This window comes from Deltaproteobacteria bacterium (assembly GCA_016709225.1).
Classification (GTDB): domain Bacteria; phylum Myxococcota_A; class Polyangia; order Nannocystales; family Nannocystaceae; genus Xiheibacterium; species Xiheibacterium phototrophicum.
The window spans coordinates 536,166-557,712 of record JADJEE010000001.1 but is presented as its reverse complement, the minus strand read 5'-3'; the positions used below and the strand labels follow the sequence as shown (position 1 = coordinate 557,712).

22 protein-coding genes are annotated in these 21,547 nt (G+C 72.7%); 14 read left to right on the top strand and 8 right to left on the bottom strand.

Features of this window, described 5'->3' with window-relative positions:
• Positions 1-5: 5 nt before the first annotated feature.
• Positions 6-1,550: a leucyl aminopeptidase family protein gene (locus IPH07_02330; protein ID MBK6916215.1), complete on the top strand. Its 1,545-nt coding sequence runs from the start codon at positions 6-8 to the stop codon at positions 1,548-1,550.
• Position 1,551: 1 nt separating this feature from the next.
• Here IPH07_02330 and IPH07_02325 read toward each other — a convergent pair whose 3' ends face one another.
• A complete protein-coding gene (locus tag IPH07_02325; protein ID MBK6916214.1) occupies positions 1,552-1,920 on the bottom strand; it encodes a PilZ domain-containing protein in 369 nt (122 codons plus the stop codon).
• Positions 1,921-2,173: 253 nt separating this feature from the next.
• Here IPH07_02325 and IPH07_02320 point away from each other — a divergent pair, with 253 nt between their 5' ends.
• The gene (locus tag IPH07_02320) at positions 2,174-2,356 is read left to right on the top strand and encodes a hypothetical protein (GenBank protein ID MBK6916213.1); all 183 of its coding nucleotides are present in this window, start codon (positions 2,174-2,176) and stop codon (positions 2,354-2,356) included.
• Positions 2,353-2,742 carry a hypothetical protein gene (locus IPH07_02315; protein ID MBK6916212.1) on the top strand — a complete coding sequence of 130 codons (390 nt, stop codon included), beginning with the start codon at positions 2,353-2,355 and terminating at the stop codon, positions 2,740-2,742. Before IPH07_02320 ends, IPH07_02315 begins: the two co-directional genes overlap by 4 nt.
• 21 nt (positions 2,743-2,763) lie before the next feature.
• Here the strand turns inward: IPH07_02315 and IPH07_02310 are convergent, their stop codons facing one another.
• Positions 2,764-4,041: a penicillin-insensitive murein endopeptidase gene (locus tag IPH07_02310; GenBank protein ID MBK6916211.1), complete on the bottom strand. Its 1,278-nt coding sequence runs from the start codon at positions 4,039-4,041 to the stop codon at positions 2,764-2,766.
• 291 nt (positions 4,042-4,332) lie between these two features.
• On the opposite strand from IPH07_02310, the gene IPH07_02305 reads away from it, so the two are divergent.
• Both IPH07_02305 and IPH07_02300 read left to right on the top strand, forming a co-directional pair.
• Positions 4,333-5,238 carry a hypothetical protein gene (locus IPH07_02305; GenBank protein ID MBK6916210.1) on the top strand — a complete coding sequence of 302 codons (906 nt, stop codon included), beginning with the start codon at positions 4,333-4,335 and terminating at the stop codon, positions 5,236-5,238.
• A 231-nt stretch (positions 5,239-5,469) separates the two neighbouring features.
• Entirely contained in the window at positions 5,470-5,913 is a 444-nt protein-coding gene (locus IPH07_02300; GenBank protein ID MBK6916209.1) for a hypothetical protein, read from the top strand.
• A gap of 16 nt (positions 5,914-5,929) precedes the next feature.
• Here IPH07_02300 and IPH07_02295 read toward each other — a convergent pair whose 3' ends face one another.
• From IPH07_02295 to IPH07_02285, 3 genes are all read right to left on the bottom strand, one after another.
• Positions 5,930-6,343: a VOC family protein gene (locus tag IPH07_02295; GenBank protein ID MBK6916208.1), complete on the bottom strand. Its 414-nt coding sequence runs from the start codon at positions 6,341-6,343 to the stop codon at positions 5,930-5,932.
• A complete protein-coding gene (locus IPH07_02290) occupies positions 6,340-6,744 on the bottom strand; it encodes a rhodanese-like domain-containing protein (GenBank protein ID MBK6916207.1) in 405 nt (134 codons plus the stop codon). The genes IPH07_02295 and IPH07_02290 overlap by 4 nt, the downstream gene beginning before the upstream one ends.
• A 69-nt stretch (positions 6,745-6,813) precedes the next feature.
• Positions 6,814-7,875, bottom strand: a complete 1,062-nt coding sequence (locus IPH07_02285) for a hypothetical protein (protein ID MBK6916206.1) — start codon at positions 7,873-7,875, stop codon at positions 6,814-6,816.
• A gap of 118 nt (positions 7,876-7,993) precedes the next feature.
• Between IPH07_02285 and IPH07_02280 the strand changes: the two genes are divergently transcribed.
• Complete coding sequence (locus tag IPH07_02280) at positions 7,994-8,818, top strand: tetratricopeptide repeat protein (protein ID MBK6916205.1); 825 nt, start codon at positions 7,994-7,996, stop codon at positions 8,816-8,818.
• Between the two features lie 24 nt (positions 8,819-8,842).
• Here the strand turns inward: IPH07_02280 and IPH07_02275 are convergent, their stop codons facing one another.
• Both IPH07_02275 and IPH07_02270 read right to left on the bottom strand, forming a co-directional pair.
• The gene (locus tag IPH07_02275) at positions 8,843-10,423 is read right to left on the bottom strand and encodes an ABC transporter permease (GenBank protein ID MBK6916204.1); all 1,581 of its coding nucleotides are present in this window, start codon (positions 10,421-10,423) and stop codon (positions 8,843-8,845) included.
• 46 nt (positions 10,424-10,469) lie between these two features.
• Complete coding sequence (locus IPH07_02270; GenBank protein ID MBK6916203.1) at positions 10,470-12,320, bottom strand: ABC transporter permease; 1,851 nt, start codon at positions 12,318-12,320, stop codon at positions 10,470-10,472.
• Positions 12,321-12,380: 60 nt separating this feature from the next.
• Here IPH07_02270 and IPH07_02265 point away from each other — a divergent pair, with 60 nt between their 5' ends.
• The 5 genes from IPH07_02265 (at position 12,381) to IPH07_02245 (ending at position 16,732) form a co-directional block, all read left to right on the top strand.
• Positions 12,381-13,043: a PilZ domain-containing protein gene (locus tag IPH07_02265; protein MBK6916202.1), complete on the top strand. Its 663-nt coding sequence runs from the start codon at positions 12,381-12,383 to the stop codon at positions 13,041-13,043.
• A complete protein-coding gene (locus IPH07_02260; GenBank protein MBK6916201.1) occupies positions 13,040-13,651 on the top strand; it encodes a hypothetical protein in 612 nt (203 codons plus the stop codon). Before IPH07_02265 ends, IPH07_02260 begins: the two co-directional genes overlap by 4 nt.
• A 227-nt stretch (positions 13,652-13,878) precedes the next feature.
• A complete protein-coding gene (locus tag IPH07_02255) occupies positions 13,879-14,808 on the top strand; it encodes a hypothetical protein (GenBank protein MBK6916200.1) in 930 nt (309 codons plus the stop codon).
• A 1-nt stretch (position 14,809) separates the two neighbouring features.
• Positions 14,810-15,865 (top strand): hypothetical protein, encoded by a 1,056-nt coding sequence (locus IPH07_02250; protein MBK6916199.1) that lies wholly within the window; start codon positions 14,810-14,812, stop codon positions 15,863-15,865.
• Positions 15,866-15,934: 69 nt separating this feature from the next.
• Positions 15,935-16,732, top strand: a complete 798-nt coding sequence (locus IPH07_02245; GenBank protein MBK6916198.1) for a hypothetical protein — start codon at positions 15,935-15,937, stop codon at positions 16,730-16,732.
• 8 nt (positions 16,733-16,740) lie between these two features.
• On the opposite strand, the gene tatA is transcribed toward IPH07_02245, so the two are convergent.
• Positions 16,741-16,992 carry a twin-arginine translocase TatA/TatE family subunit gene (gene tatA, locus IPH07_02240; protein MBK6916197.1) on the bottom strand — a complete coding sequence of 84 codons (252 nt, stop codon included), beginning with the start codon at positions 16,990-16,992 and terminating at the stop codon, positions 16,741-16,743.
• Positions 16,993-17,289: 297 nt separating this feature from the next.
• On the opposite strand from tatA, the gene IPH07_02235 reads away from it, so the two are divergent.
• Genes IPH07_02235 through IPH07_02225 form a run of 3 tightly spaced genes read left to right on the top strand, consistent with a single transcriptional unit; the run spans position 17,290 to position 21,478 of the window.
• Positions 17,290-19,260, top strand: a complete 1,971-nt coding sequence (locus IPH07_02235; protein ID MBK6916196.1) for a transglycosylase SLT domain-containing protein — start codon at positions 17,290-17,292, stop codon at positions 19,258-19,260.
• A complete protein-coding gene (locus IPH07_02230; GenBank protein MBK6916195.1) occupies positions 19,260-20,462 on the top strand; it encodes a molybdopterin molybdotransferase MoeA in 1,203 nt (400 codons plus the stop codon). Before IPH07_02235 ends, IPH07_02230 begins: the two co-directional genes overlap by 1 nt.
• Before the next feature lie 5 nt (positions 20,463-20,467).
• Positions 20,468-21,478, top strand: a complete 1,011-nt coding sequence (locus IPH07_02225) for a hypothetical protein (GenBank protein ID MBK6916194.1) — start codon at positions 20,468-20,470, stop codon at positions 21,476-21,478.
• Positions 21,479-21,547: the final 69 nt, after the last annotated feature.

The window sequence follows — 21,547 nt, the reverse complement described above, 5'->3', positions numbered from 1 at the left end:
TCGCCGTGCTCGAACTGGCCTTCGCGAACGCCCGCACCACCACCACCGGCTTCACCCACGTCGTCGTGGTCGCATCGGCCACCCGTGCGCAGGCGAAGCTGCCGACGGGGCTGTTCGATCGTCGCCGCGCGCAGCTCTACGCCGCGCTGGTGGCCCAGGCGAAGCCGGGTGATCGCGGCGCGCTGGTGAGCACGCTGAGTGACGATCCGACCTGGCTGCACGTCGCGGTGCTGCCCGATCGGCTGTCGCGGTACAACTCGCCGTCGCGCGCCGACAGCATCCGCCACACCCTCGAGCAGGTGCGCTGGGGCGCCAAGGGCAAGGCGTTGGTGGTGTTGCTCATCGACGACCCCGCCCACCTGCTGGCCGCCGCCAACGCGGTCGCACGCGCATTGCCGGGCTTCGAGGCCCGCCGCGAGCCCAGCGCGATGCGGGTGCAGATCGCTGCGTTCGGACCCGACGGCCAGCCGCTGTTGCCCGACGCGCGCGTGCGCGCCACCGTCGAGTACGCCCGGGTCGCCGCGCGCCTGGTCGACACCCCACCCTCGCAGCTGCACCCCAAGGCACTCGCGGACGAGGCCCGCGCGCTGATCGGCAAGGGTGTCGTCATCGAGGAAATCGTCGGCGACGCACTGTTGGCCAAGGGCCTGGGTGGCATCCACGCGGTCGGACGCGCGGCGGTCGAGGCCCCGCGCATGCTGGTCGCGCGCTGCGGCCCCGCCAACGCGCCGCTGCACGTCGCGCTGGTCGGCAAGGGCATCTGCTTCGACACCGGCGGGCTCCACATCAAGGCCCGCGGCATGATGGAGACGATGAAGGCCGACATGGGCGGCGCCGCGGCGGTGCTCGGAGCCTTCTGTACGCTGCTGCGCGAGGCGCTGCCGATCCGCGTCTCGCTCGTGTTGTGCATCGCCGAGAACGCAGTCGACGCCCGTAGCTACAAGCCCGACGACATCCTGCACATGCACTCGGGCAAGACGGTCGAGATCAACAACACCGACGCCGAAGGCCGCCTGTTGCTCGCCGACGGCGTCAGCTGGGCGGCGCGCGAGCTCGGGGCCGACGTCGTCATCGACGCCGCGACACTGACCGGCGCGCAGCTGGTCGCGACCGGGCTGGTGCATGCGGCGGTGATGAGCAACGACGCCGCGCTCGAGACCCTGGCGGTGGAGGCCGGCCGCGCCAGCGGCGACCTCGTGCATCCGCTGCCGTTCGCGCCCGAGCTGTACATGCACGAATTCCGCAGCCCCATCGCGGACATGCGCAACTCGGTGGCGAATCGCAACAACGCGCAGTCGAGCTGCGCCGCGCAGTTCGTGTACAGCCACATCGCCGACGCGCCCGATGCCGCGCGCCGCCGCTGGTGCCACATCGATCTCGCCGGACCCGCGTTCCCCAAGGAGCGCGCGACCGGCTACGGCGTCGCACTCATCAGCACGCTGGTGCGCCGCCTCGCCGAGCAGGCGCCCATCGCGATCGCCCAGGGCGGCGCAGCCAAGCGCGGCGACGCGGCGACCTCGGGCCGTCGAAGCAAGCGTCGCGCCCGCTGAGCTACTGCGGGTCTTTGCTCTCGAGGAGGCGCGCGACCAGGCCGTGGGTCCGCAGGCCCACGTGCCGCTGCGCCAGCGACGGCACGCGACGCGCGGCCTCGTCGCGCAGCAGGATCTTGCGCACCACGTCGCGCGCGGCGTCGTCGAGCTCGATGAACTCGACGCCCATGCCCGGCGGATCGGTGGTGTAGCGCACCACGCGTCCGCGGCCCTCGAAGAGGATCGGCTCCTCGGGGAAGACGGTGAAGCGCAGCTCGATCAACGAGCCGATGGGCAGCTGGCTGCCGGTGTGGACACAGCAACCGGTCTCGGAGAGATCGCTGACGGGGGTCGTGGTCCGCGGGTCGAGCTCGCTGAACGCCGCGCTCATCGGCACACGGCGTGCTCGTCGGCGGTCTTTGTGGCTCTCGGACGACACGGGCGGTGCTCGTGGCCCCAGCGGCTTGGCCAGGACGTTCCAAGGCCGATCCTGGCGCGTCGGCCCCGCCGAAGCAAGTCTCGCGCGCGTTTCGTCGCCGCGGCCGCCCCCAGCCCGCTGCCGTACGTCGAGCGCCCCACGGCGGCCGGCAGCCGCGGTAGGGTTCGTGCGGCCGGTGAACGACCGCGATGCACGCTTTCGGCGCTTGCGCCCCACGACCGGGGATCTGTTCGCGCACTTCGGCGTCGCCGTGCCGGTCGCCGAGCCGAGCCCCGAGGCCGAGCCGGCATCGCGGATGGCGGCCGCGTGCCCGCGCTGCGGGTGGTACGTGACCGCGGTCGAGTCGACCTGCCGCGTCTGTGGACCGAGCGCCGGCGAGGCCCGGTGAGTCGCTTCGTGCAGCTCGAGCTGGGGCTCGGCACCCTCGACGAGGTGGCGGCGGCGCTCGAGCGCCTGGGTGCCGCGGTCGAGCGCGGCGACGGCCCTCGGGCGCTGCGCGGCGGCATCGAGTGTGGCGACGAGCCCGTGATCCTACGCGTCGCAGCCGGGGCCTTCGATGCGGTCGAAGACTTCGGCTTCGTCGCCGACGCTGCGGGCCAAGCCGTGTTGGTGTGCGGCGAGCCCGATCGCCGACACCTCGAGCGCCGCTTGCTGCCCGAGCTGAGCGGCGCCCTCGCGCAGAACCGCATCGTCGCCGAGCAGGGGCTCGAGCTGATCGCCATCGAGCGCAGCCCCGACGGCGCGGTGCGGCTGCGCGTGCAGCCACGCCGCTAGCGGCTCCCGATCGCGATGCTCCTAGCCGCGGAAGCGGACGTGGAAGTGGTGCTGGTGGCTGCGCCAGTGCCGGATCATGCCGTGCGAGCGACCGCGCCCACGCGGGTACTGGAACAGCTCGTCGAGCTCGTCGTCGCCGACGCCGCGCTCCTTCGCAAACTCGTACAGCTGCTGCTGGAGGCCGTAGTCCATGAAGATCACCTCGACGTTGCCGGTGTCCACGAAGGCCTTGACCAACGCCCAGGTGCGCGCGACGTCGAGGTTGCTGCGGGTCACGCCCGAGAAGCGCGTGCGTTGGCCGTCGGCGCCGAGCAGTACGTAGCCGACGTCGACGTCGCGACCCTGGCGGTGCGACAGGTGCGGATGCAACGCGCCGCCGCCCCGCTTGCTGATGTCACCGATGTGCACCTGCGGCGCGTTGCGATGGCGCCGGGCGTACTGCGAGACCGCGCGCTCGATGGCGCCGATGGTCTTGGCGGTGCCCCAGGCCAGGTGCGGCCGCTTGACGAAGTAGTGCTGCTGCTCGAGCGACAGCTGGCGCGAGACCGCGGCGTGGGGCAGCCCCTTGACGCTCGCGGTCCGGCGTCCGCCGGCCTTGGGCTTGGGCACCTCGGCGGGCAGGAAGTCGGGCGCGATGCCATCGTCGACCACCAGCCGCAGCGTGCGGCCGGCGGCGAGCTTGTTGGGATCGGTCAGCGCGCCGCGCTGCATGCCGACCAACTCCGCGACGGTGAGGCCATGGGCGAGCGCGATGCCACCGACGGTGTCGCCAGGGCGTACCGTGACCTCGATCTCCTTGCGCAGGCGCGGCGCGATGTTGGGGCAGACGCGGATACGCTGTCCGGGGCGGATGAGGTCGGGGTTCGCGAGCTCGGCGTTCAGTCGCACGAGGTCGCCTCGACGCACGCCGTAGCGGCCGGCGATCCCCCCGAGCGTCTCGCCCTTGTCGACGACGTGCTCCCAGATCGGTACGTGCTGCTCGCAGTCGGGGTGGGCCGGCGCACGGGTGTGCTCCGGGATCTGGCGCTCGGGCGCGTCGGCGTCGTGCTCGTCGTCGTCCTGCGCGGCCGGCTGGCCGGCGGCGTGCGAGCGCGCGGGCGCCGGGGCGGTGCGCGTGGCCCCATCGTCGCGGACGGCCGCGGCTTCGACGTCGCCGCCGGCGGTGTCCGAGATCGCATCGCTGGGACGCTTCGGAGGGCGCGGTGACGCGGCATCGGCGGGTGTCAGCGCGAGCACAGCCGCGAGGCCGAAGGCACCGGCGATCATCGCCCGTACGGTGGGGTCTGTGTGGCGCAGCACTCGGTGGGACATCTCCCCACGACGACGTGGCACAGACGCGGCCCACGGGGCAAGAAACCGCCGATCGCGAGCGCGCGCAGGGCCGCGGCCGGGTCGCCGGCACCATGAACATCGTCACACCAGGGCCCGTCGTTAGGCCCACGGCGGTGGCCGCCGCTACGCTTCCGGCTTGCGTGGCGGCGTCAAACAGCGAACCCTCTGGCCACGCGCCCGCACTCGCCACGGCCTGCAGCGCTGCTCGCCGTCGAGGTTTCGCCGCTACCGGCACCGCGCGCCAACCACTTGCCCACGATGAAGACCCGCATGATGACCTGCAACTCGTCCCTCGCCGCCTCGCCCGTCGTCACCGCGTCCACCCCCCGTCGCCTGCACAAGGCCGCGCTGCTGTGCGCGTTCGCAGTGCTCGCGTGCGGCAAGGACGAGGAGTCCGGCACCGTCACGATCAACTACACGCTCGGCGCCGCCAACATGTGCGAGACCCTCGGGGTCGTCACCGTCGAGGCCGACATCGGCGCCGGCAAGGCCACCGAGTCCAATCCCTGTGATCCCAGCAACCCGCTGGTCGTCGACGGCCTCAAGGCCGGTCACTACGCGGTGTTGGTGCAGGGCTTCGACGCCGAGGGCATCGCCGTGATGGACAACCAGGGCGACGAGGACAGCACCAGCGTCGAGGTGGTCGGCGGCGCCTCCAAGGAGGTGAACGCCTCGCTCACCGCGACGCCCGCGATCGTCCGCCTGCGCGCGTCGCCGACCTTCGATGGTCAGCCCGCGATGTGCACCTTCGCGCAGCTCAAGCTGGCCGGCTACCAGGTGGTCGCCTACCAGAACTCGGGCACCAACCAGCTGCTCAGCCACGACTTCGATTGCGATCTCGATCCCGGCTACAACCCCGTGCCGGATCCCGATCGCCAGATCAACGGCCAGAACCTCGACTCGGTGACCATCGCCGCGGTCGATGATCAGGGTGCGGAGCTCGATCGCGTGGTCTTCACGTTCGACCCGCCAGGTCCCGGTCGCACCGTCGACTTCGACATCGTCTGCGACCAGGTCGGCGAGGAGGTCACGTGCACCGGCACGCAGACCGTCGGCGGTGGCGGTGGCGGTGGCACCGACGGCAGCGGCGGTCCGAGCTCGGAGAGCGGCGCCGCCGACAGCAGCAGCGGGGCCGCGGACTCGGGCAGCAGCACCAGCGGCTGACGCCCACGCGCGCAGGTGATCGCCCGCGACGCGACGCAGGGGATCACCTGGCGCCGTTCTCCCGCGGCGTGTCGGCACGCCTGTCTTGCCGCCACGATGCGCGGGCGGTTCCAACACAGATCGCACGGAACGTTGATCGTCGCGGATGCATCGCTACCGCGACGACCGGCGCTTTCGCGTTTGCGCCGGTTCGCGTCGTCGCACATCTTGAAAGAGATGGTGGACACGTCCTTGCGTACGGGGCCGCACGCGACGCCGCCGCGGCGGAGCTCTCGCCCAGGCCACCCTGCGCGCGAGGCTGCGGCGCGACCGTACACCCAGCAGCCCGCGGAGCTGTGGACGGCCAGCGACGCGAGCTCGGCGGTGGCGGTGCTCGCCGGCGGCGGCTTCTGGACCCTCGACATGGTGGACGGCGCGCTCGCACAGTTCCGCGACGACGACGCGCGACCGAGCGGGCTGCTCGTCGACCTGCGCGGCGTGATCGGCTACGAGGTCGGCTTCCGCACCGTCGCCGACGCGGTCGTGCGCGATGCCCTGCGCTGCGGCGTCGACCGCATCGCCTTCGTCGCGTCGTCGGCCGCGTTGCGGCTGGGCGCCGCCGCGGTCGCGCGCTACAGCGAGGCCCACGTCCGCGTGTTCGACGACGATCGCCGCGCGCGACGCTGGTTTGCGTGAGGCTGGCCGGCCGCGCTCAGGTCGGCGCGTCGGGCACGTGGAGGATCTGCACGAGGTTGCCGGCCGGATCGCGCAGGTAGAACGAGGTCGCGCCGTCACGGTGGGTCCGCACCGGCTGCGCGATCGTGATGTCGAACGACGCCGATGTGGCCACGAGCCGCTCGTGCCACGTGCGCACGGCGTCGGCATCGGCGACGAAGAAGCCCAGGTGATCGAGCGCGCCGTGCTCCTGCGAGACCCGCCGCGGCGCGACCGCGCGATGCAGCGCGAGGTTGTCGCCGGCGCCCGCGAGGTAGACGTTGTCGTCGTCGGGTTGCCAGTACAGGCGCATGCCCAGCCCGTCCCGGTAGAACCGCACCGTGGCCTCGAACGCGGCCGGGTCGATCCACAGCGCGAGGTGTCGCAGCGACAGCGGCGGCGCGTCGATCATGGGCTGCCACCCCCGGCACCGGGCTCGGGCTCGGCCTGCGTGGTCTGGGGCCCGCCGCTGCGGACCCAGCCTGGATCGGTGGCGTTGCCCGACCAGCCGCCCGAGTGATCGAGCACGCGCTCGAAGCCCAGCTGCAGGAGCATCGCAGCGGCACGCGCCGAGCGCCCGCCGGCCTTGCACGCCACCACCACGGTGCGGTCCTTGGGCAGCCGCGCTGCGACCTGCTCGGGGAACCCGGCGTTGGGGGTCATGCCGCCGCCTTGCATGTGCATGAGCGGGATGTTGACGGCCCCCGGCGCGTGGCCGGCCTCGAACTCGGGGATCGAGCGCACGTCGAGGAAGATGGCGTCGCTGCCGAGCAACGCGATGGCCTCGGCACTCGTGATGATCTGCACCGGCATGACTCCGAGACGATAGTCCGTCCGGCCCGGGCACGGCAACGAGGCCGGCTCGGGGCCCCTTCGCGCGCGTCAGGGCCGCGCGGGTGGTCGCGGCAATGTGCGCTGCTGCGTGACCCACAGCGCCCGCGTGTCGCCGTCGCCACACAGCGCGAGCTCGAAGTCGCCGCGTCCGTCCACCCGCAGCGCGGCCGCGCGTCGTTGCGGGCCGACGAACTGCAGCCGGCCACGCCCGTCATCGATCTCGAGGTGGTGGAGGTCCGCGATCCGCTCGGCGCGCGTGATCTCGCGGACACAGCGAACCTCACCGTCGCGCACCACGAAGCCGCCCTCGTAGGTGAGCACCGGGAACTGCGCCCGCTGGATCCACGTGATCGACTCGCCGTGGCGCACCAGGCACTGCACCGCGTGCTCGGGTGCGCCCCAGTCACGCACGCCCCAGCTGTGCGTGCGCACGCAGTCGGCGTCGATGGCGACGATCTCGTCGGCGAGCACCGCCTGGCCGCGCAGGCGCCCGGTCTGCACGTAGCCGCGCTGGCTCGAGCGGCGCACCGCCTTGGCCAGCTCGCGATCCCACGCGGCCTCACCGACGCGGCGTGCGACCAGCTCGGGGTCGTCGTCGACCCCGGGCACGAACGGCTCCATCGCCGCGTCGAACTCGAGCGCGAGTTCGCAGCGTCGGCGTCGCGGCGCGCCCTCGGTCGCGATCACGTCGCCGACGAAGTGCACGCGCCAGCGCTGCAAGGGCTGCAGGCAATCCAGGTGCAGGCCCCCGACCCGCCAACGATCGTGACGCGACTCGGTGACCAGCGTCTGCGCCGGCGGCAGCCACCAGGCCGCGTCGTCGCGCAACAACATCACCCACACGCGATGCGAGGCGCGGCCGGGCAGCCACTCGAGCCGCACCAACAATCCGAGCCCGTGCTGCATGGCGGCGAACACGTAGTCCTCGGCAAACCGACGGCGGCCATCCCATGCGTGGGTAGCCTCGTCGTGCGCCGCCGGACGCACGCCAGCGAGCAACGCGCGACGCTTGTGCAGCACCCAGCGAGCGAGCGCCGACTTCACGCCGGCGGCAGCGTCGGCCTGCGCCACGATGGACTTGCCCGCGTGGTCGCTGCGGTCACCCGACACCTCGAAGACGCCCCTGCCGACCGCCAGACTAGCAGGTCGCGTGCGCCGGCCCAAACCCCCCGGTGCGTCCGGCAAAGACGGCTTGCGCCGCCGCGCAAGCCCATGCAGTCTTGCGGCCATGCGCGCCACCATGCTCGCGTTGGTGATGGCCTCGATGTTCCCCTTCGGGTGCGACCGCACGCCCAAGGAGGACCCCGCCGACGCCCAGGCCAAGCTGCAATCCGATCTCAAGGCGGCCGCCGCCTTCACGCGCAACAACAAGCCCAAGGACGCGGAGAAGCTCTACGCCGACATCCTCGCCAAGCAGCCCGACGAGCCGCAGGCGCTGGCCGGGCTCGCGCGCCTGCGACTGTCGGCCGACAAGGTCGACGAGGCGCTGTCGATGATCGACAAGTCCATCGCCGGGGCGGGCGAGGACGCGGCGGTGCATTCGCTGCGCGGCGAGATCCTCGCCAAGAAGGGCGACCACGCCGAGGCTGCCGCGGCATTCGGCAAGGCGTTCACGCTCGCGCCCGAGAAGAGCGAGTACGGCCTGCCCTACGGTGTGCAGCTCAAGCTCGCCAAGAAGTACGACGACGCCGAGAAGGTCCTGCGCCAGGTGGCCGAACTCGACCCGATGGCGCAGTTCGTCTACACCGAGCTGGGCGACGTCATGCGGGCACAGGACCGCCTCGACGACGCCCTCAAGACGTACATGAAGGCGCTGTCGATGTGGGCCTCCGACAAGATGGCCCACGCCGGCGCTGCCCAGGTCTACGAGGCCAAGGGCGACATCCGCCACGCACTCGACGAGTGGTCGACCTACGTGCGCATGGACTGTTGCTCGCCCTACTCGGTCGACGTGGCCAAGAAGCGCATCCTCGCGCTGCAGGCGGCCTCGAACGGTGAGGACGGCGGCGGCGGTGCGGCGCCCGGGGGCACACCGCCGGCGCAGCCGGGCTGACGAACGCACCGCGGCGCCGAGGCCTCAGAGGCGATTGAGCGCGGCCAGGATGCGAACGCGGGTGGCCATCAGCGCCACCGGCCCGCTGGCGATCGAACACAACAGCATCGCGATGCACGCCGGCACCAGCATGTCGGCCGGGGCGATCGCGATCGGCAGATGATCGATGGGATACACGTCGCTCGACAGCGCGAAGTCGTAGCGGGCCATCACCGCGCAGTACAGCCCACCCAGCGTCAGCCCCAGCAACACGCCCACGCCGCCGGCGAGCAGGCCCATGGCCTCGAAGACCCAGAACAGCCCCCGCGCGTCGCAGCCGAGCGCGAGCAACACCCCGATGTCGTGTTGCTTGCGCCGCACCACCAGCAACAAGCTCGCGACCAACGATGCCGCGCCGACCACCCCCATCAGGCCCAGCATGATCGACACGACCATGCGGATCTGCATGAGGCTGTTGAACATCTCGGCGTTGGTCTCGCGCCAGGTGCTGACGCGGTAGACCGGCGGCAGGCGGGCCGCGATACCGTCCGCGACCGCGGTGGCCTGCTCGCCGTCGAACAGCTCGAACTCGATGCCTGTCACGCGGCCCGCGCGGAAGAACAGCGACTGCGCGGCCGTGAGGTGCATGAGCGCGAGATTGCGATCGATCTCGTTGATGCCGGTGTCGAGCTCGTCGGTGAGCTCGAAGACCACGTGCCGCGGCGCGGCGTCGCCGTCATCGTCGCGCCCCTCGAGCTGCGCGGGCACGACCACGCGCACGCGATCGCCGAGCGCCACGCCGAGTTCCTCCCGCAGCGCCCGGCCGAGCACGAGCCCGGGTGGATGACTCCAGTCGCCCGGTCGTAGGCCCGAGAGATCACCGCGGCCGAACGCAGACGCGATGTCCGAGAACTGCGACGCCCAGGTGGGGTCGATGCCCTTGCCGACGACGATCGCGGTGCGCTCGGGCTCGGTTCCGGCGCCCGCGGTCGCGCCGCGGACCTGCGCCGGCTGCTCGACCAGCGCGGCATCGGCCGCGATCGCGGCGTCCCACGCGTCGCCCTGCGCGGCGCGATCGGGCGGTGGCGCGGCCGCAGTGGCGGCGGCGGTCGGAGCCACCGCGCGACCGTCGTCGCGCACCAGCACCACCATCGAGTACGCGAACGGCGACGACGCGCGTACCCGCGGATCGCTCTGCACCTCGCGCGAGATGGCTTCGTACTCGACGAAGTCGAGCCCGTACTTGGTGAGCAACAGGTGGCCATTGAAGCGCGAGATGGTGTGGGAGATCTCGGTGAGGAAGCCGGTGGTGACGGCCAGCGCCGACATCAGGCTCGTGCACGACAACGCGATGCCGATCACCGAGACCGCCATCGCCAGCGGGAACGCGCGCATCACCACCGAGGCCAGCGCGACCATGCTCGCGACCCCGAGCACCGCAGCCACCGCCAGCGACTTGACCCCCAGCAGCAACGCCGCGGCGCAGGCGACCGTGGTCACCAGCGACAGCCACATCGTCCGCCGCACGCCGGCGCCGGGCCGGCGCTCGCGCAGCGCGAGCCGGGTCGCCACCAGCAAGAGCAGCGCCCACGGCAGTCGGCGATCGTGGGGCGCGTCGCGGGGCATGGCGGGGATCGTCGTCGGCGAAGGGGGGCGCATCGACGCGCGGGAATCACTCGCCGCGCAGGCCCTCGACGGGGCGCAGCTGCGCCGCCCGCAGCGAAGGTGGCACGGTCGCGAAGAAGCTGATCGCCATGGTCAACGACAGCACGCCGGCGATCTGGACCAGACTGATCTCGACCGGCAATCGCTCGATGAAGTAGACCTCGGGGTCGAGCGAGTAGCCGTAGAACTCGACCAACGCGCACAGCACCAGCCCGAATGCGACGCCGGCCACGGCACCGACGGCACCGAGCGTCATGCCGGCGAACTGGAAGATCCGCGCGACGCCGCCCTCGCTGGCGCCCATCGACATCATGATGGCGATCTCCGCGGTGCGTCGCACGACCATCGTCCACAGCGCCGCCAGCACGTTGAAGCCGGCCACCGTGCTCACCAAGCTGAGGATGATCGTGAGGATCGACTTCTGCGTGCGGATCGACTGGAACAGGTTGGCGTTCAGCTTCTGCCACTCGAGGATCGAGTACTCGTCGTCGCCGATCGTCCGCCGCAGCTCCTGCTCGACCACCGGCGCCTCGTACGGATCCGCGAGTCGCAGATCGACGCCGGAGACGGTGTCCTTACCGCGATACTTGAACCACTGCAGCTCGCGGATGTGCACGTAGATGAGCCGGCTGTCGTACTCTTGGAAGCCGGCGCGGAAGACCCCCGCGATGCGATAGCGGCGGAACTCCGGCGCCTCCGCGTGATCGAAGCCGGCGCCGGGATCGACCAACGTCACGATGTCGTCGACCTCGAGCGAGAGCTCGCGCGCGAGCGTGACGCCCACGAACATCGTCGGCAGATCACCATCTTGCGCGCCGCCGGGCGCCACCACGGTGGTCGGCTCGGCGTCGGGCCAGGGATCGCCGTCGTCGAACTCGAACTCGGTGTGGCGGCCATGGCCGTACTTCTCGGCGTCGGGCAGCGCGCGCCAGTGCGCGAGCGCGTCGGCGTACCAGCCCTCGCCGCGGGGATCCGGGGTCGCGGCGATGACCGCGGGCAGCTTGTCGTCGCTGCGATCGGGCAGCGGTTGCAGCTCGAGATCGGAGCTCAGCGCCGAGATCGACACCGGCGGCCGGCCGCTCGCGCGCAGGTGGTCCTCGAGGTCGATCACCTCGTGGGCGGTCGCGGGCTCGATGCCCTTCACCAGCACGGTCGCCCGCCGCAGCTCGGCCTCCTCACCGGTGCGGGGCGAGGGCGCCAGCGCCATCGCGTAGTAGACGAACGGGCTCGCCCCGACCACCCCGTCGACCCCGCGCAGGTAGGTCTCGAAGCGGCGGTACTCGGAGATGCCGAACGCGCGGGTGACGTTGATGTGGGCGTAGACCCCGAGCACGCGGCGCTCGAACTCGTGCTGGAACCCGGTCGCGACCGACTGCACGACGATGAGCGCGGCGACGCCGATCGCGATGCCGACGATCGACAGGCTCGCAAACACCGCGAAGCGCCGCACCAGCAGCAGCACCATCGCCGCCGTCGCACAGCCGGCGGTGGCGATCACGACCGCCGCGCTCTTGATGCCGAAGTAGAGCGCGAGCAGGCCGCCGACGCAGCCCGCCAGCGCCAGCACGGCCGGCATCCACGAGCTACGCGCGGGTCGGGGTCGACGCACGATCCGCAGGCCGGTGTGATGCTCGTAGCCCGAGAAGCCGGTCAGCGCCCACCAGGCCAGCAGCGCGAAGAAGGCCACCAGGCCCACGCGCCCGACCGTTCCCGCCCACGCGGGGCCGTCCGGCCACAGCACCAGCGCCCCCGTCAGCGACAACACCCACAGGATCAGCAGGATGCCGTGCTCGCGCGGCTCGAGCGTGCGGCGTGCGGCCCGAAGCGGTCCGCCGGGAGATTCGTCGTCGGGCTTCACCTTTGGGCTGTGACCGCCGATGCACGCTAACAGCCGCGGTCGACCCGTGGCAAGCACGCCATGACCGCCGCCGCGACCTACCTCGAGCCCGGTTCCGCCACCGCCTGCGACCTGACGCCCGCCAACGGGGGTCTCGCCGCGGCCTGGTACGGCGCGGGTGCGTTCGACACCGAGGCCTTCGGTGCAGAGACCGCGATGGGCTACGACGACCTCGCGCTGGCGAGCCCGCCCGCCACCGTCGCGGGGCCGTGCGATCGCGGCGAGAGCATCGTGCCGCGGCTGCTCGCGGTGCGCGGCGACGGCGAGCTCTACACCGGCGATCTGTGGACCGACATCCTCGAGTACCGCCGCCTGCGCATGCGAGATCTTCGGGGCGAGCCGCTCGAGGCCGACGACCGCGAGCGGCTGCTCGGCCACGAGCACCGCCTGCGCGACATCGAGGGCGGACGCAACCGCCAGTTCCTGCGCTTCCGCTGCCGCCAGCGCACCTGGGTGCTGTTGGCCGACGGCGCGCTGATCGGCGCGACGCTCCACGATCTCTCGGCGGGCGGCGCGAAGGTCGAGATCGACGGCGCGGCGCGACTGCCCGAGGGCGCCGCGCTGGCGCTGTGCGTCGAGGCGGCCAGTCCGAGCTGCAACACCGTGCTGCCCTCGCGGGTGGTGTGGACCAAGCCAGGGGTGTGCGGTCTGATGTTCGCGGGCCCGCCACGGGTGCAATCGTGAGTCGCGGCGCCGCCGGCCTCGTGGTGCTCGTGCTGATGGCGGGCGCCTGCGGCCACGCGCGCGCGCCCGCGGGTGCGAACCTCGAGAGCGCACGCGAGCGTCACCTGCTGGTCGCCGACGGCGTGCGCGTGCACGCAACCCGCTGGGACGCGACCCTGGTCGAGCTGGCGGCCGCGAACGTCGACGATGCCGCCGCCGCGAAGGCCGACGACGACGACGACGGGCTGCGGGCGCAGACCCAGGCCCGGCTGCGCGCGCGGCACGTGACCGCGGGGCCCAGCTTCACGGTCGTGGTCGAGCTCGCCCAGCGTCCCCACGACGGCGGGAAGCTGGCCGACCCGGCGTCGTGGTGGTTCGGCCTGCGTGCGCGCGAGCGCGGCCGCTGTCACGCGACCGACGTCGTGCGCCCGCGGGAGGTCGAGTTGGTCGCCATCGATCGCCATCCCACCCAGAACGGCGACGCCGATCTGCGACTGTCGTTCGACGTCACGTTCGCCGGCAAGCCCGGCCGCGACGCGTGCCTGGTGGTCGGCAACGCAGCGACGCTGGGCCGACGCACGTTGCTCGGACGACACGTTGCCCGCCACGGCGTCGCGCTGCGCTGGTGATCGGCAGGTCGGCGCCAGGCGAGAGCGCGCTCGCGCGAGCACGTTCCCGGCATCCGTGGCCGCCACTGCTCGTCGGGCGATCCGCGAGGCCCGTTCGCTTCGCGCACTCGGGTCGAGCGGATCGCTCGGGCAATCGCTAGCGATCTCGAACGCTTGAGCCGGGGCTCATCCTTGACATGGCGGCGTGTGCGACGCTACGCTGCGCCGTCCGCTGTTCGGAGCCCCGCATGCATCTCCGGCTCTTGCCCACCGCTACCCTCGTCGCGACCGCGTTGTCGCTCGTGCCCAGGGTCGCGCTGGCCGGCAAGTACGATCTCGACCTCACCGGCCTCGGCACACTCTCGGGCGGCAGCGTGGCCCAGGACAATGCGGGCTTCCGCAGCCTCTCGTCCGAGCTCGGCACGGTGATGGCGCCACGCCCGGTCGACCCCGCCGACTCGCTCGGTCTGGCCGGCTTCGCGATCTCGGCCGACTTCGGCGTGAACACCATCGCGGGCGGGCGCGACTACTGGTCGCGAACCACCCGTGGCCAGGCCGACAACGTCGCGCCGACGATGCAGATCATGGGTCGCAAGGGGTTGTGGCCGGGCATCGAGGTCGGCGCCGGCGCGACGCACCTGTTCGACAGCCGCATGTGGGCGATGTCCGGCTACGGCAAGATCGCGATCCACGAGGGCTTCTACCGCAAGCATCCCATCCCCTCGATCGCGATCCGGGCCAGCTTCTCGCGGCTGCTCGGCGCGAAGGACTTCAACATGACGACCGCCGCACCCTCGGTGTCGGTCTCGTACGTGTTCGGGCTCGGCAAGACCTTCAGCCTCACGCCCTACGCCGGCTACGAGGCGCTCATCATCCTCTCGCGCTCGACGGTGCTCGACGCGACGCCGAACTGCGACGAGTTCGTCGACGCGTACAACCAGACCTGCCCCGGGGTCGACACCGCGGCGAACAACGAGTTCGTGTTCCAGAACACCGGTGCGATCGTGCGGCACCGGCCCTACTTCGGCCTGCGCATGATCTTTGCGGTGATGCGCGTGGGCGTGGAAGCCATGCTCGTGCCGGGGGGCAAGCGCGCGGGCGAGTTCGAGGGCGCGTCGGTTGCCGACCGCTCCAAATTCCAGCAGCAGTACACAATCTCGGTGGGGCTCGACTTCTGACATGATCATCGCCTGTCCCGAGTGTGTGGGTCCGTTCGAGCTGCGTGATGGCGACATCGCCGAGCTGGTGCAGCTCGAGTGTCCCCACTGCCGCTTCCGGATGATCTTCGACTTCGCCGCCGCCAACGACGCGAGCCTGCGCGAGCCCGGCATGCGCATGGCCAGCGGCTACCGGTCGGTGGCCGACTATCGCAGCGCGGTCGCGCAGCCGCACGTGCACGCGGTGCCGGACGTCGCCGAACCCGAGGTCGCCGCGCCTGCGGCGGAGGTCGCGGTCGCGGTTGCGGCGGTCGAGGCCCCGATCGCGACGCCGCCCTTCGAGCGCGAGATCGGTGCGCCCGAGATCATCCTCGAGCGCGAGACGCCGTCGGACACCGTGCTGCCGCCGCTCGAGCCCGAGCGCCCGGCGGTCGCCGCCGCGCTGCCGCGACCCTCGATCGCACTCGGCGACGACGACGACATGGACTCCGAGACCATCGTGCGGCCGTCCGCGCCCGCGATGCTCGAGACGGCCCCGCGTACGCCCGCGTCGGACGTGCGAGCGACGGTGCCCGACCTGCCGACGCCCGCCGACGACGGCGTGCGTGCGACCGTGATCGGCATGCCGCCGCCGCCCGGCCTGGCCGCGAGTGCGGCCGCGGCCGCCGCTCGCACCGGCGACACCGTGGTGCGCGCGATGCCGACCGCGCGCGACGACGCACCGGCTCCGCGCGCGCCCGTGGCAGAGGTCGCGGCTCCGCGTGCGCCCGTGGCCGAGCCCGCACCCGCACGTCCGCGCACCCCCGCGGCGCGTACCGAGGCGCCGCGGCGCGAGCTCGCACCATCGGAGCCCGCACCCGCGCCCCGGCCGACCCGACAGGCCGCGCCGCCGCGGCCGGTACCGATCGACGACATCGAGCCCGAGCTCGACACGCCCAAGCGCGGCATGTTCGGCACCGTGCTGGTGGTGATCCTGCTGCTGGCGGCCGTCGCACTCACGGTGGCGAGCGTGGTCCGCAAGGGCACGCCGGACCCGAGGCCGCTGCTCGAGGACATCTACCGCCAGATGAAGGGCTGACGGCGCGGCCGCGCGCCGCGCTCGCGCGGCGTGTCGCCAACGGCCCACGAATTGGGCCACGATGGAGGCGTGCAGTCGGACGACGACGGGACGACGGACGTCGCGCATGACGTCGCGTCGTCGATCGAGCCCGCCGCGCGCCTGCAGCCCCGCGCCGTCGCGACCCGACTCGCGGCGCTCCCGGGCCGCGCGATGCGGGCGGTGCGACTGGCGGAGCTGCTCGAGCACGCCGCGCCGGGTGACGCCGCGTGGTTGCTCGACGCCTTCGCGACCGCGGGGCGAGCGGGCGGGCCCCCGTTCTCCATCGGACTGCTGGCCGCGGTCGATCTGCTCGAGGGCGAACGCATCGACGACGACACCCGCAGGGCCATCCACGCCGCCGCGGACGCGAACGGCCTCGCCGCGTGCAAGGACCTGCTCGGCGAGTGCGCCCACGGCAACGACAAGCGGGCCGCGGCCCCGCGCCCGCTGGTGCCGGGCGGGCGACCACTCACACTCGGCGAGCGCAAGTCGCTGGCCCGCTCGTGGTCCCGCGATGTGCTGACGCAGCTGCTGGTCGATCCCCACGCGGACGTGGTCTCGCTGCTGCTCGCCAACCCCCACGTGACCGAGGACGACGTGGTGCGCATCGCCACCGCACGACGGGCCTCGGGCGGCGTGTTGACGATGGTGCTGCGATCGACCCGCTGGAGCACCAGCCCCCGCGTGCGACGGGCCCTGGTCCGCAACCCTCGAATGCCGCTACCGATGGCGCTGCGCCTGGTCGGCCTGCTCGACACCACCGAGCTGCGCGACATCGCCGGCGACGCCCACCTCGCAGGCCCACTGCGCGATGCGATCCTGCGGCGCCTCGCGCCGCGGATGTGATCGGCGACCTACTTGGTCTCGCTCGCGCCCTTGGGGGTCACTTCGATCGCGTCGCGATCGTCGCCGCGCTCGATGACCTTCTCCGCCGACGCGACCTTCTCGTCCTCGATCGACTTCATCTCTTTCTTGAAGCCCTTGAGCATCTTGCCGATGCCCTCGCCCAGCGCGGGGAGCTTGGCGGGGCCGAAGATGAGCAGCACCACGACGAGGATGATGACCACCTCGGGGAGGCCGACGCCGAATCCGAGCAGGGTGTGCATGGCGGAAAGGTAGTCGGCTTTGCCAACCAATGCTAGCGTGCTCGCGTGAGCGCGCGGCCGCAAGTTGCGCAACGAACCCTGGCGCACGCCGTCGATGGCCCCGCCTGCGCGCCGTCGTTGCGGCCGCGGCCGCTGACACGTTCGGCCCTCGCCACATGGGTGGGCGCGCTGGCGAGCGCGCTGGTACTGCACACCACGCTCCCGACCGGCACGGCCTCGGCAAGCGCCGCGCCGAGGGCTGCGGCCCCCGCGTCCGCGCCCGCCGGGCGATCGGACGAAGCGACGGACGCAGCGAAGGTGGAGCGCACTGCGTCGGCCACGGCTCGCATGCGCGTGCGCGGCGATCGTCCGGCGCGTGGGTCGATCCACGGCGGGTGGTCACCCCCGGCGTACGAGCCCGACGGCGAGGATCGAGCGGCGCTGGCCGCCTTCGAGGCCAGCCGCAGCGTGTTGGTCCAGACCATCGTCGCCATCGCCCCCGAGCCGTGGATGACGTCGCTGCGCAAGCCGGACCTGCCGCTGCGATGGAACCGCGGGCTGCTGGACTACCTCGAGTACTTCACCAAGGACGAACGCGGCCGCGCGCTGATGCGCGCGTGGCTGCGCCGCGCCGGCCGCTACGAGGACCGCATCCGCAAGATCCTCCGCGAGCACGAGGTGCCCGAGGATCTCGTGTGGGTGGTGATGGCCGAGAGCGGCTTCAACCCCCGCGTCCGCAGTGCGGTCGGGGCCGCGGGACCCTGGCAGTTCATGGAGGGCACCGGCGGGGTCTATGGCCTGACCAAGACCTTCTGGATCGACGAGCGCCATGACATCGAGCGCGCATCCCATGCCGCCGCCGAGTACCTCGCCGATCTGCGGGTGCGCTTCGGCTCGTGGGAGCTCGCGCTGGCCGCCTACAACGCCGGCTACGGCCTCGTGATGACCGCGATCGAGCGCCACAACACCAACAACTTCTGGGCGCTCGCGGAGATCGAGAGCGGCCTCCCCCACGCGACCGTGAACTACGTGCCGAAGATCGTCGCGGCGGCGTTGGTGGCCCGCAACCGCGACCACTTCGGCTTCGGCGCCCGCGCGCTCGAGCCGATGCCGGCGGCCGACTGGGTCGAGGTCGAGCTGCAGCACTCGGTCACGCTGGCCACGCTCGCGCGCACGCTCGAGGTGGATCTCGATCTGCTGCAGGAGTGGAACGCACGCCTGATCCGCGGTCGCACGCCGCCGGGTCGCGGCCGCACGATGGTTCGCATCCCCCGCGATCGCGCGCAGGCCTTCGCGGCCGCGCGCGCGGAGATCCTCCGCGCCCACGAGGGCGAGGGCACGATCGTCGCACGCGAAGGCGAGCGGCTCGAGGCGCTGGCACGCCGCGGTGGCATCGGTGAGAAGGAGCTGCGCAAGCGCAACGGCATCGAGGACGCCGCCGAGGTGACCGGCGGTGTCACGCTGGTGGTGCCGGGCGACGGCACGCCGACCGCGGCGCCCGAGGGCCCGCGTCCGCTGGCGGCGGTACCCCCCTGCCCGCACCGCGACGACGAACGGCTGGTGTTCTTCGAAGTCACGCGCGCCTCGACGCCGGCTGCGATCGCGCGCGCGTTCGGGACCACGTGGGAGCGCGTGGTGCAGTGGAACGATCTCGACCCATCGGCGCGGCTACAGCCGGGCCAGCTGCTGCAGCTGGTGGTGCCGCGCAGCTGGAAGGGCAGTGAGCCGCCGTCGGCATTCCTCGAGCTCGATCAGGTCGAGCACGTCGCCCGCGGCTCGCGGGCCCACCTCGAGGCCGAGCTCGCGCGGCGCGGCAAGCTACGGCGCGCCGTCAAGGCGAGCAAGGGCGACACGCTCGAGCGCATCGGCAAGCGCTTCGGGCTGACGACCGGCGACCTCTCGCGCATCAACGGCTACGCCCGCGAGCACAAGCCCGAGCTCGGCGAGCTGGTGATCGTCTACGTCGACGCGAACGCCAAGCGCGGCACGCTCGATGCCCCGGCACCGCGTGGGCCGACCGCGAGCTTCGACCCCGCCGGCGACGATGCGCCGGCGCGCGAGGCTGCCGCGCCCGACGCCACCGCGGCGAGCCCGGATCGCGACGCCGCGGCCGAGCTGCCCGCGGTCGCCGAGCCCGCGCCGCGGACGACCGCCGCCGAGAGCGGCCGCGGCACCCCAGCCGGCGACAAGCCCCGCGGCCGCAGCGGTCGCAGCCGTCGCACACGACGCCACGACGCTTCGACCGCGGGCACCAGCCGGATCCCGGGCCAGCGCGACGGGGCCAAGTGATGATCGACGTCGACGCCGCGCAGGCGCGGCTGCTGGCGTCGCTGACGTCGCTGGCGAGCGAAGCGGTGCCGCTGGTCGCGGCCGACCGGCGCGTGCTCGCCTGCGATCACGCCGCAAGGTGGCAGCTGCCGGTGGCGCCGACCAGCGTGATGGACGGCTACGCGCTCGAGCTCGCGACGGTGCGCGGCGACGGGCCCATCGCGATCGCCGGCACCAGCAGTGCCGGACACCCCTTCACCGCGCCGTGGATCGCGGGCACTGCCGTGCGCATCGCGACCGGCGCGGTGGTACCCAACGGCGCGGAGCTGGTGGTCGCGCAGGAAGACGTGCGACGCCGCGACGACGGACGCATCGAGCTGCTCGACGACGCACGCACGCACGCACGCGCCGGCCGCTTCGTGCGCCCCGCCGGCGCCGACTTCGAGCGCGACGCGCCGCTGCTGCCGGCCGGCACCGAGCTCGCGGCCGCCGAGCTCGCGCTGCTCGGCGCCGGTGGCCACGCCACGCTCGAGGTCCACCGGCGGCCACGGGTCGCGATCCTCTCGAACGGCGACGAGCTGGTCGCGGTGGGGCAGCCGCCGGCGCCCGGCTTCGTGCCGAGCACCAACGGCACGATGTTGGCTTCGCTGGTCCGCGCCGTCGGTGGCGAGGTGGTCGAGTCGGTCGAGGTGCCCGACGATCGTGGGGCCCTCGATCGCGCGCTCGCATCGGCGTTGGCGCGCGCCGACGTCGTGTTGACCAGCGGCGGCGCCTCCGTCGGCGATCACGATCTCGTGCGCGACGCGCTGCGCCGCGCCGACGGCGACGAGTTGCTGTGGGGTGTCGCGATGCGTCCTGGCAAGCCCACCGGGGCGGTCCGCGTGGGTGCGGTGACCTGCATCGCGCTGCCCGGCAACCCCGCCAGCTCCCTGGTTGCGTTCGCGCTGTTCGCCGCACCGGTGCTCCGCGTGCTCGCGGGCGTGCGCGGCGATCCACGGCCGCCCGCCTTCACCGCCGTGCTCGGTGCCGCGGTCGAGGGTGAGCCACGCCGCGAGCACTTCGTGCGCGCAGGCTTCGACGGCGAGCGGGTGGTGCCGCTGCCCGACCAGCGCTCGGGCAATCTGCGCTCGATCGCCCGCGCGCAGCTGCTGGTGCGCGTGCCGGCGGGCGTCGCGACGTTGCCGGCCGGCGCCACCTGCAGGTGCTTGCGGCTGCCCCGGTGATCGCGATGCCGACGACCGTGGAGATCGTCGTCGAGGCGCCCGAGGACATCGGCGAGCGCGTCGACGTCGTGCTCGGTCGACGCGCGCCGGGCGTGTCGCGCCGGGTCGCACGCAGCCTCGCACTCGCGGGCGCGGTGCGACGCGATGGTGCGATCGTGCGACCGTCGCAGCGGGTCGCCCACGGGGATCGCTTGGTGCTCGCGGTGGACACCGCCGCCGCACCACCCGAGATTGCGGCGTTGCACGTCACCGATCGCTTCGTCTACGTCGACAAGCCTGCGGGTGTGCACACCCTGCGGCTGCGCCCCGACGATCCCCCGAGCCTCGCCGATGCGGTCGCTGCCCGGCATCCCGAGTGCGCCAGCGCCAGCGGGCCCGCCCGCGACGGCGGTGCGATCCACCGCCTCGATCGCGAGACCACCGGCGTCGTCGCGTTCGCCCGCTCGCCGGCGGCGTGGGTGGCCGGGCGCGCCGCGATCGCCCACGCGTCGACGCTCAAGCTCTACCTCGCGCTGTGTCACCTCGACGACGCGCGGCCGTGGCCGCCGGTGCGTGCCGGCGTCACGGCGGCGCCCGTGCCCGCGGCGCTGGCCGAGCTCGCGGTGCCGCTGCGCGCGTGCACCCAGCCGCCGATGCCGTCGGCGCTGGCCTCGATCCACGTCGACCTGCCGCTCGGCCACGGCGCGACGCGTCGTCACGTCGCCGTGCGCCCCGACGGTCAGCCCGCGCACTCGCAGATCACCGTGCTCACCCGCGGCGAGCACCACTGCCTCGTCGCCGTGCACCTGCGCCACGGTCATCGCCACCAGGCCCGCGTACACCTGGCCGCGCTGGGCATGCCGATCGTCGGCGACGCGCGCTACGGCGGCGGCGAGGGGGCGCTGCGGCTCCACGCCGCGGCGCTGCAGCTATGGCTCGAGCGGCAGCCCGAGCCGCGGGTACTCGCGCCCTTGCACGACGCGTTTGCGCAGCGGCTGCAGCAGCTGTCGTTGTGCGCGCCCCAACCACGGCCCTGAAGCGGCGCCAGGGCTCGCTCGCCACCCCGAGCCGTCACACCCCCCGTTCCTGCGCAGGCGCGCAGGCTG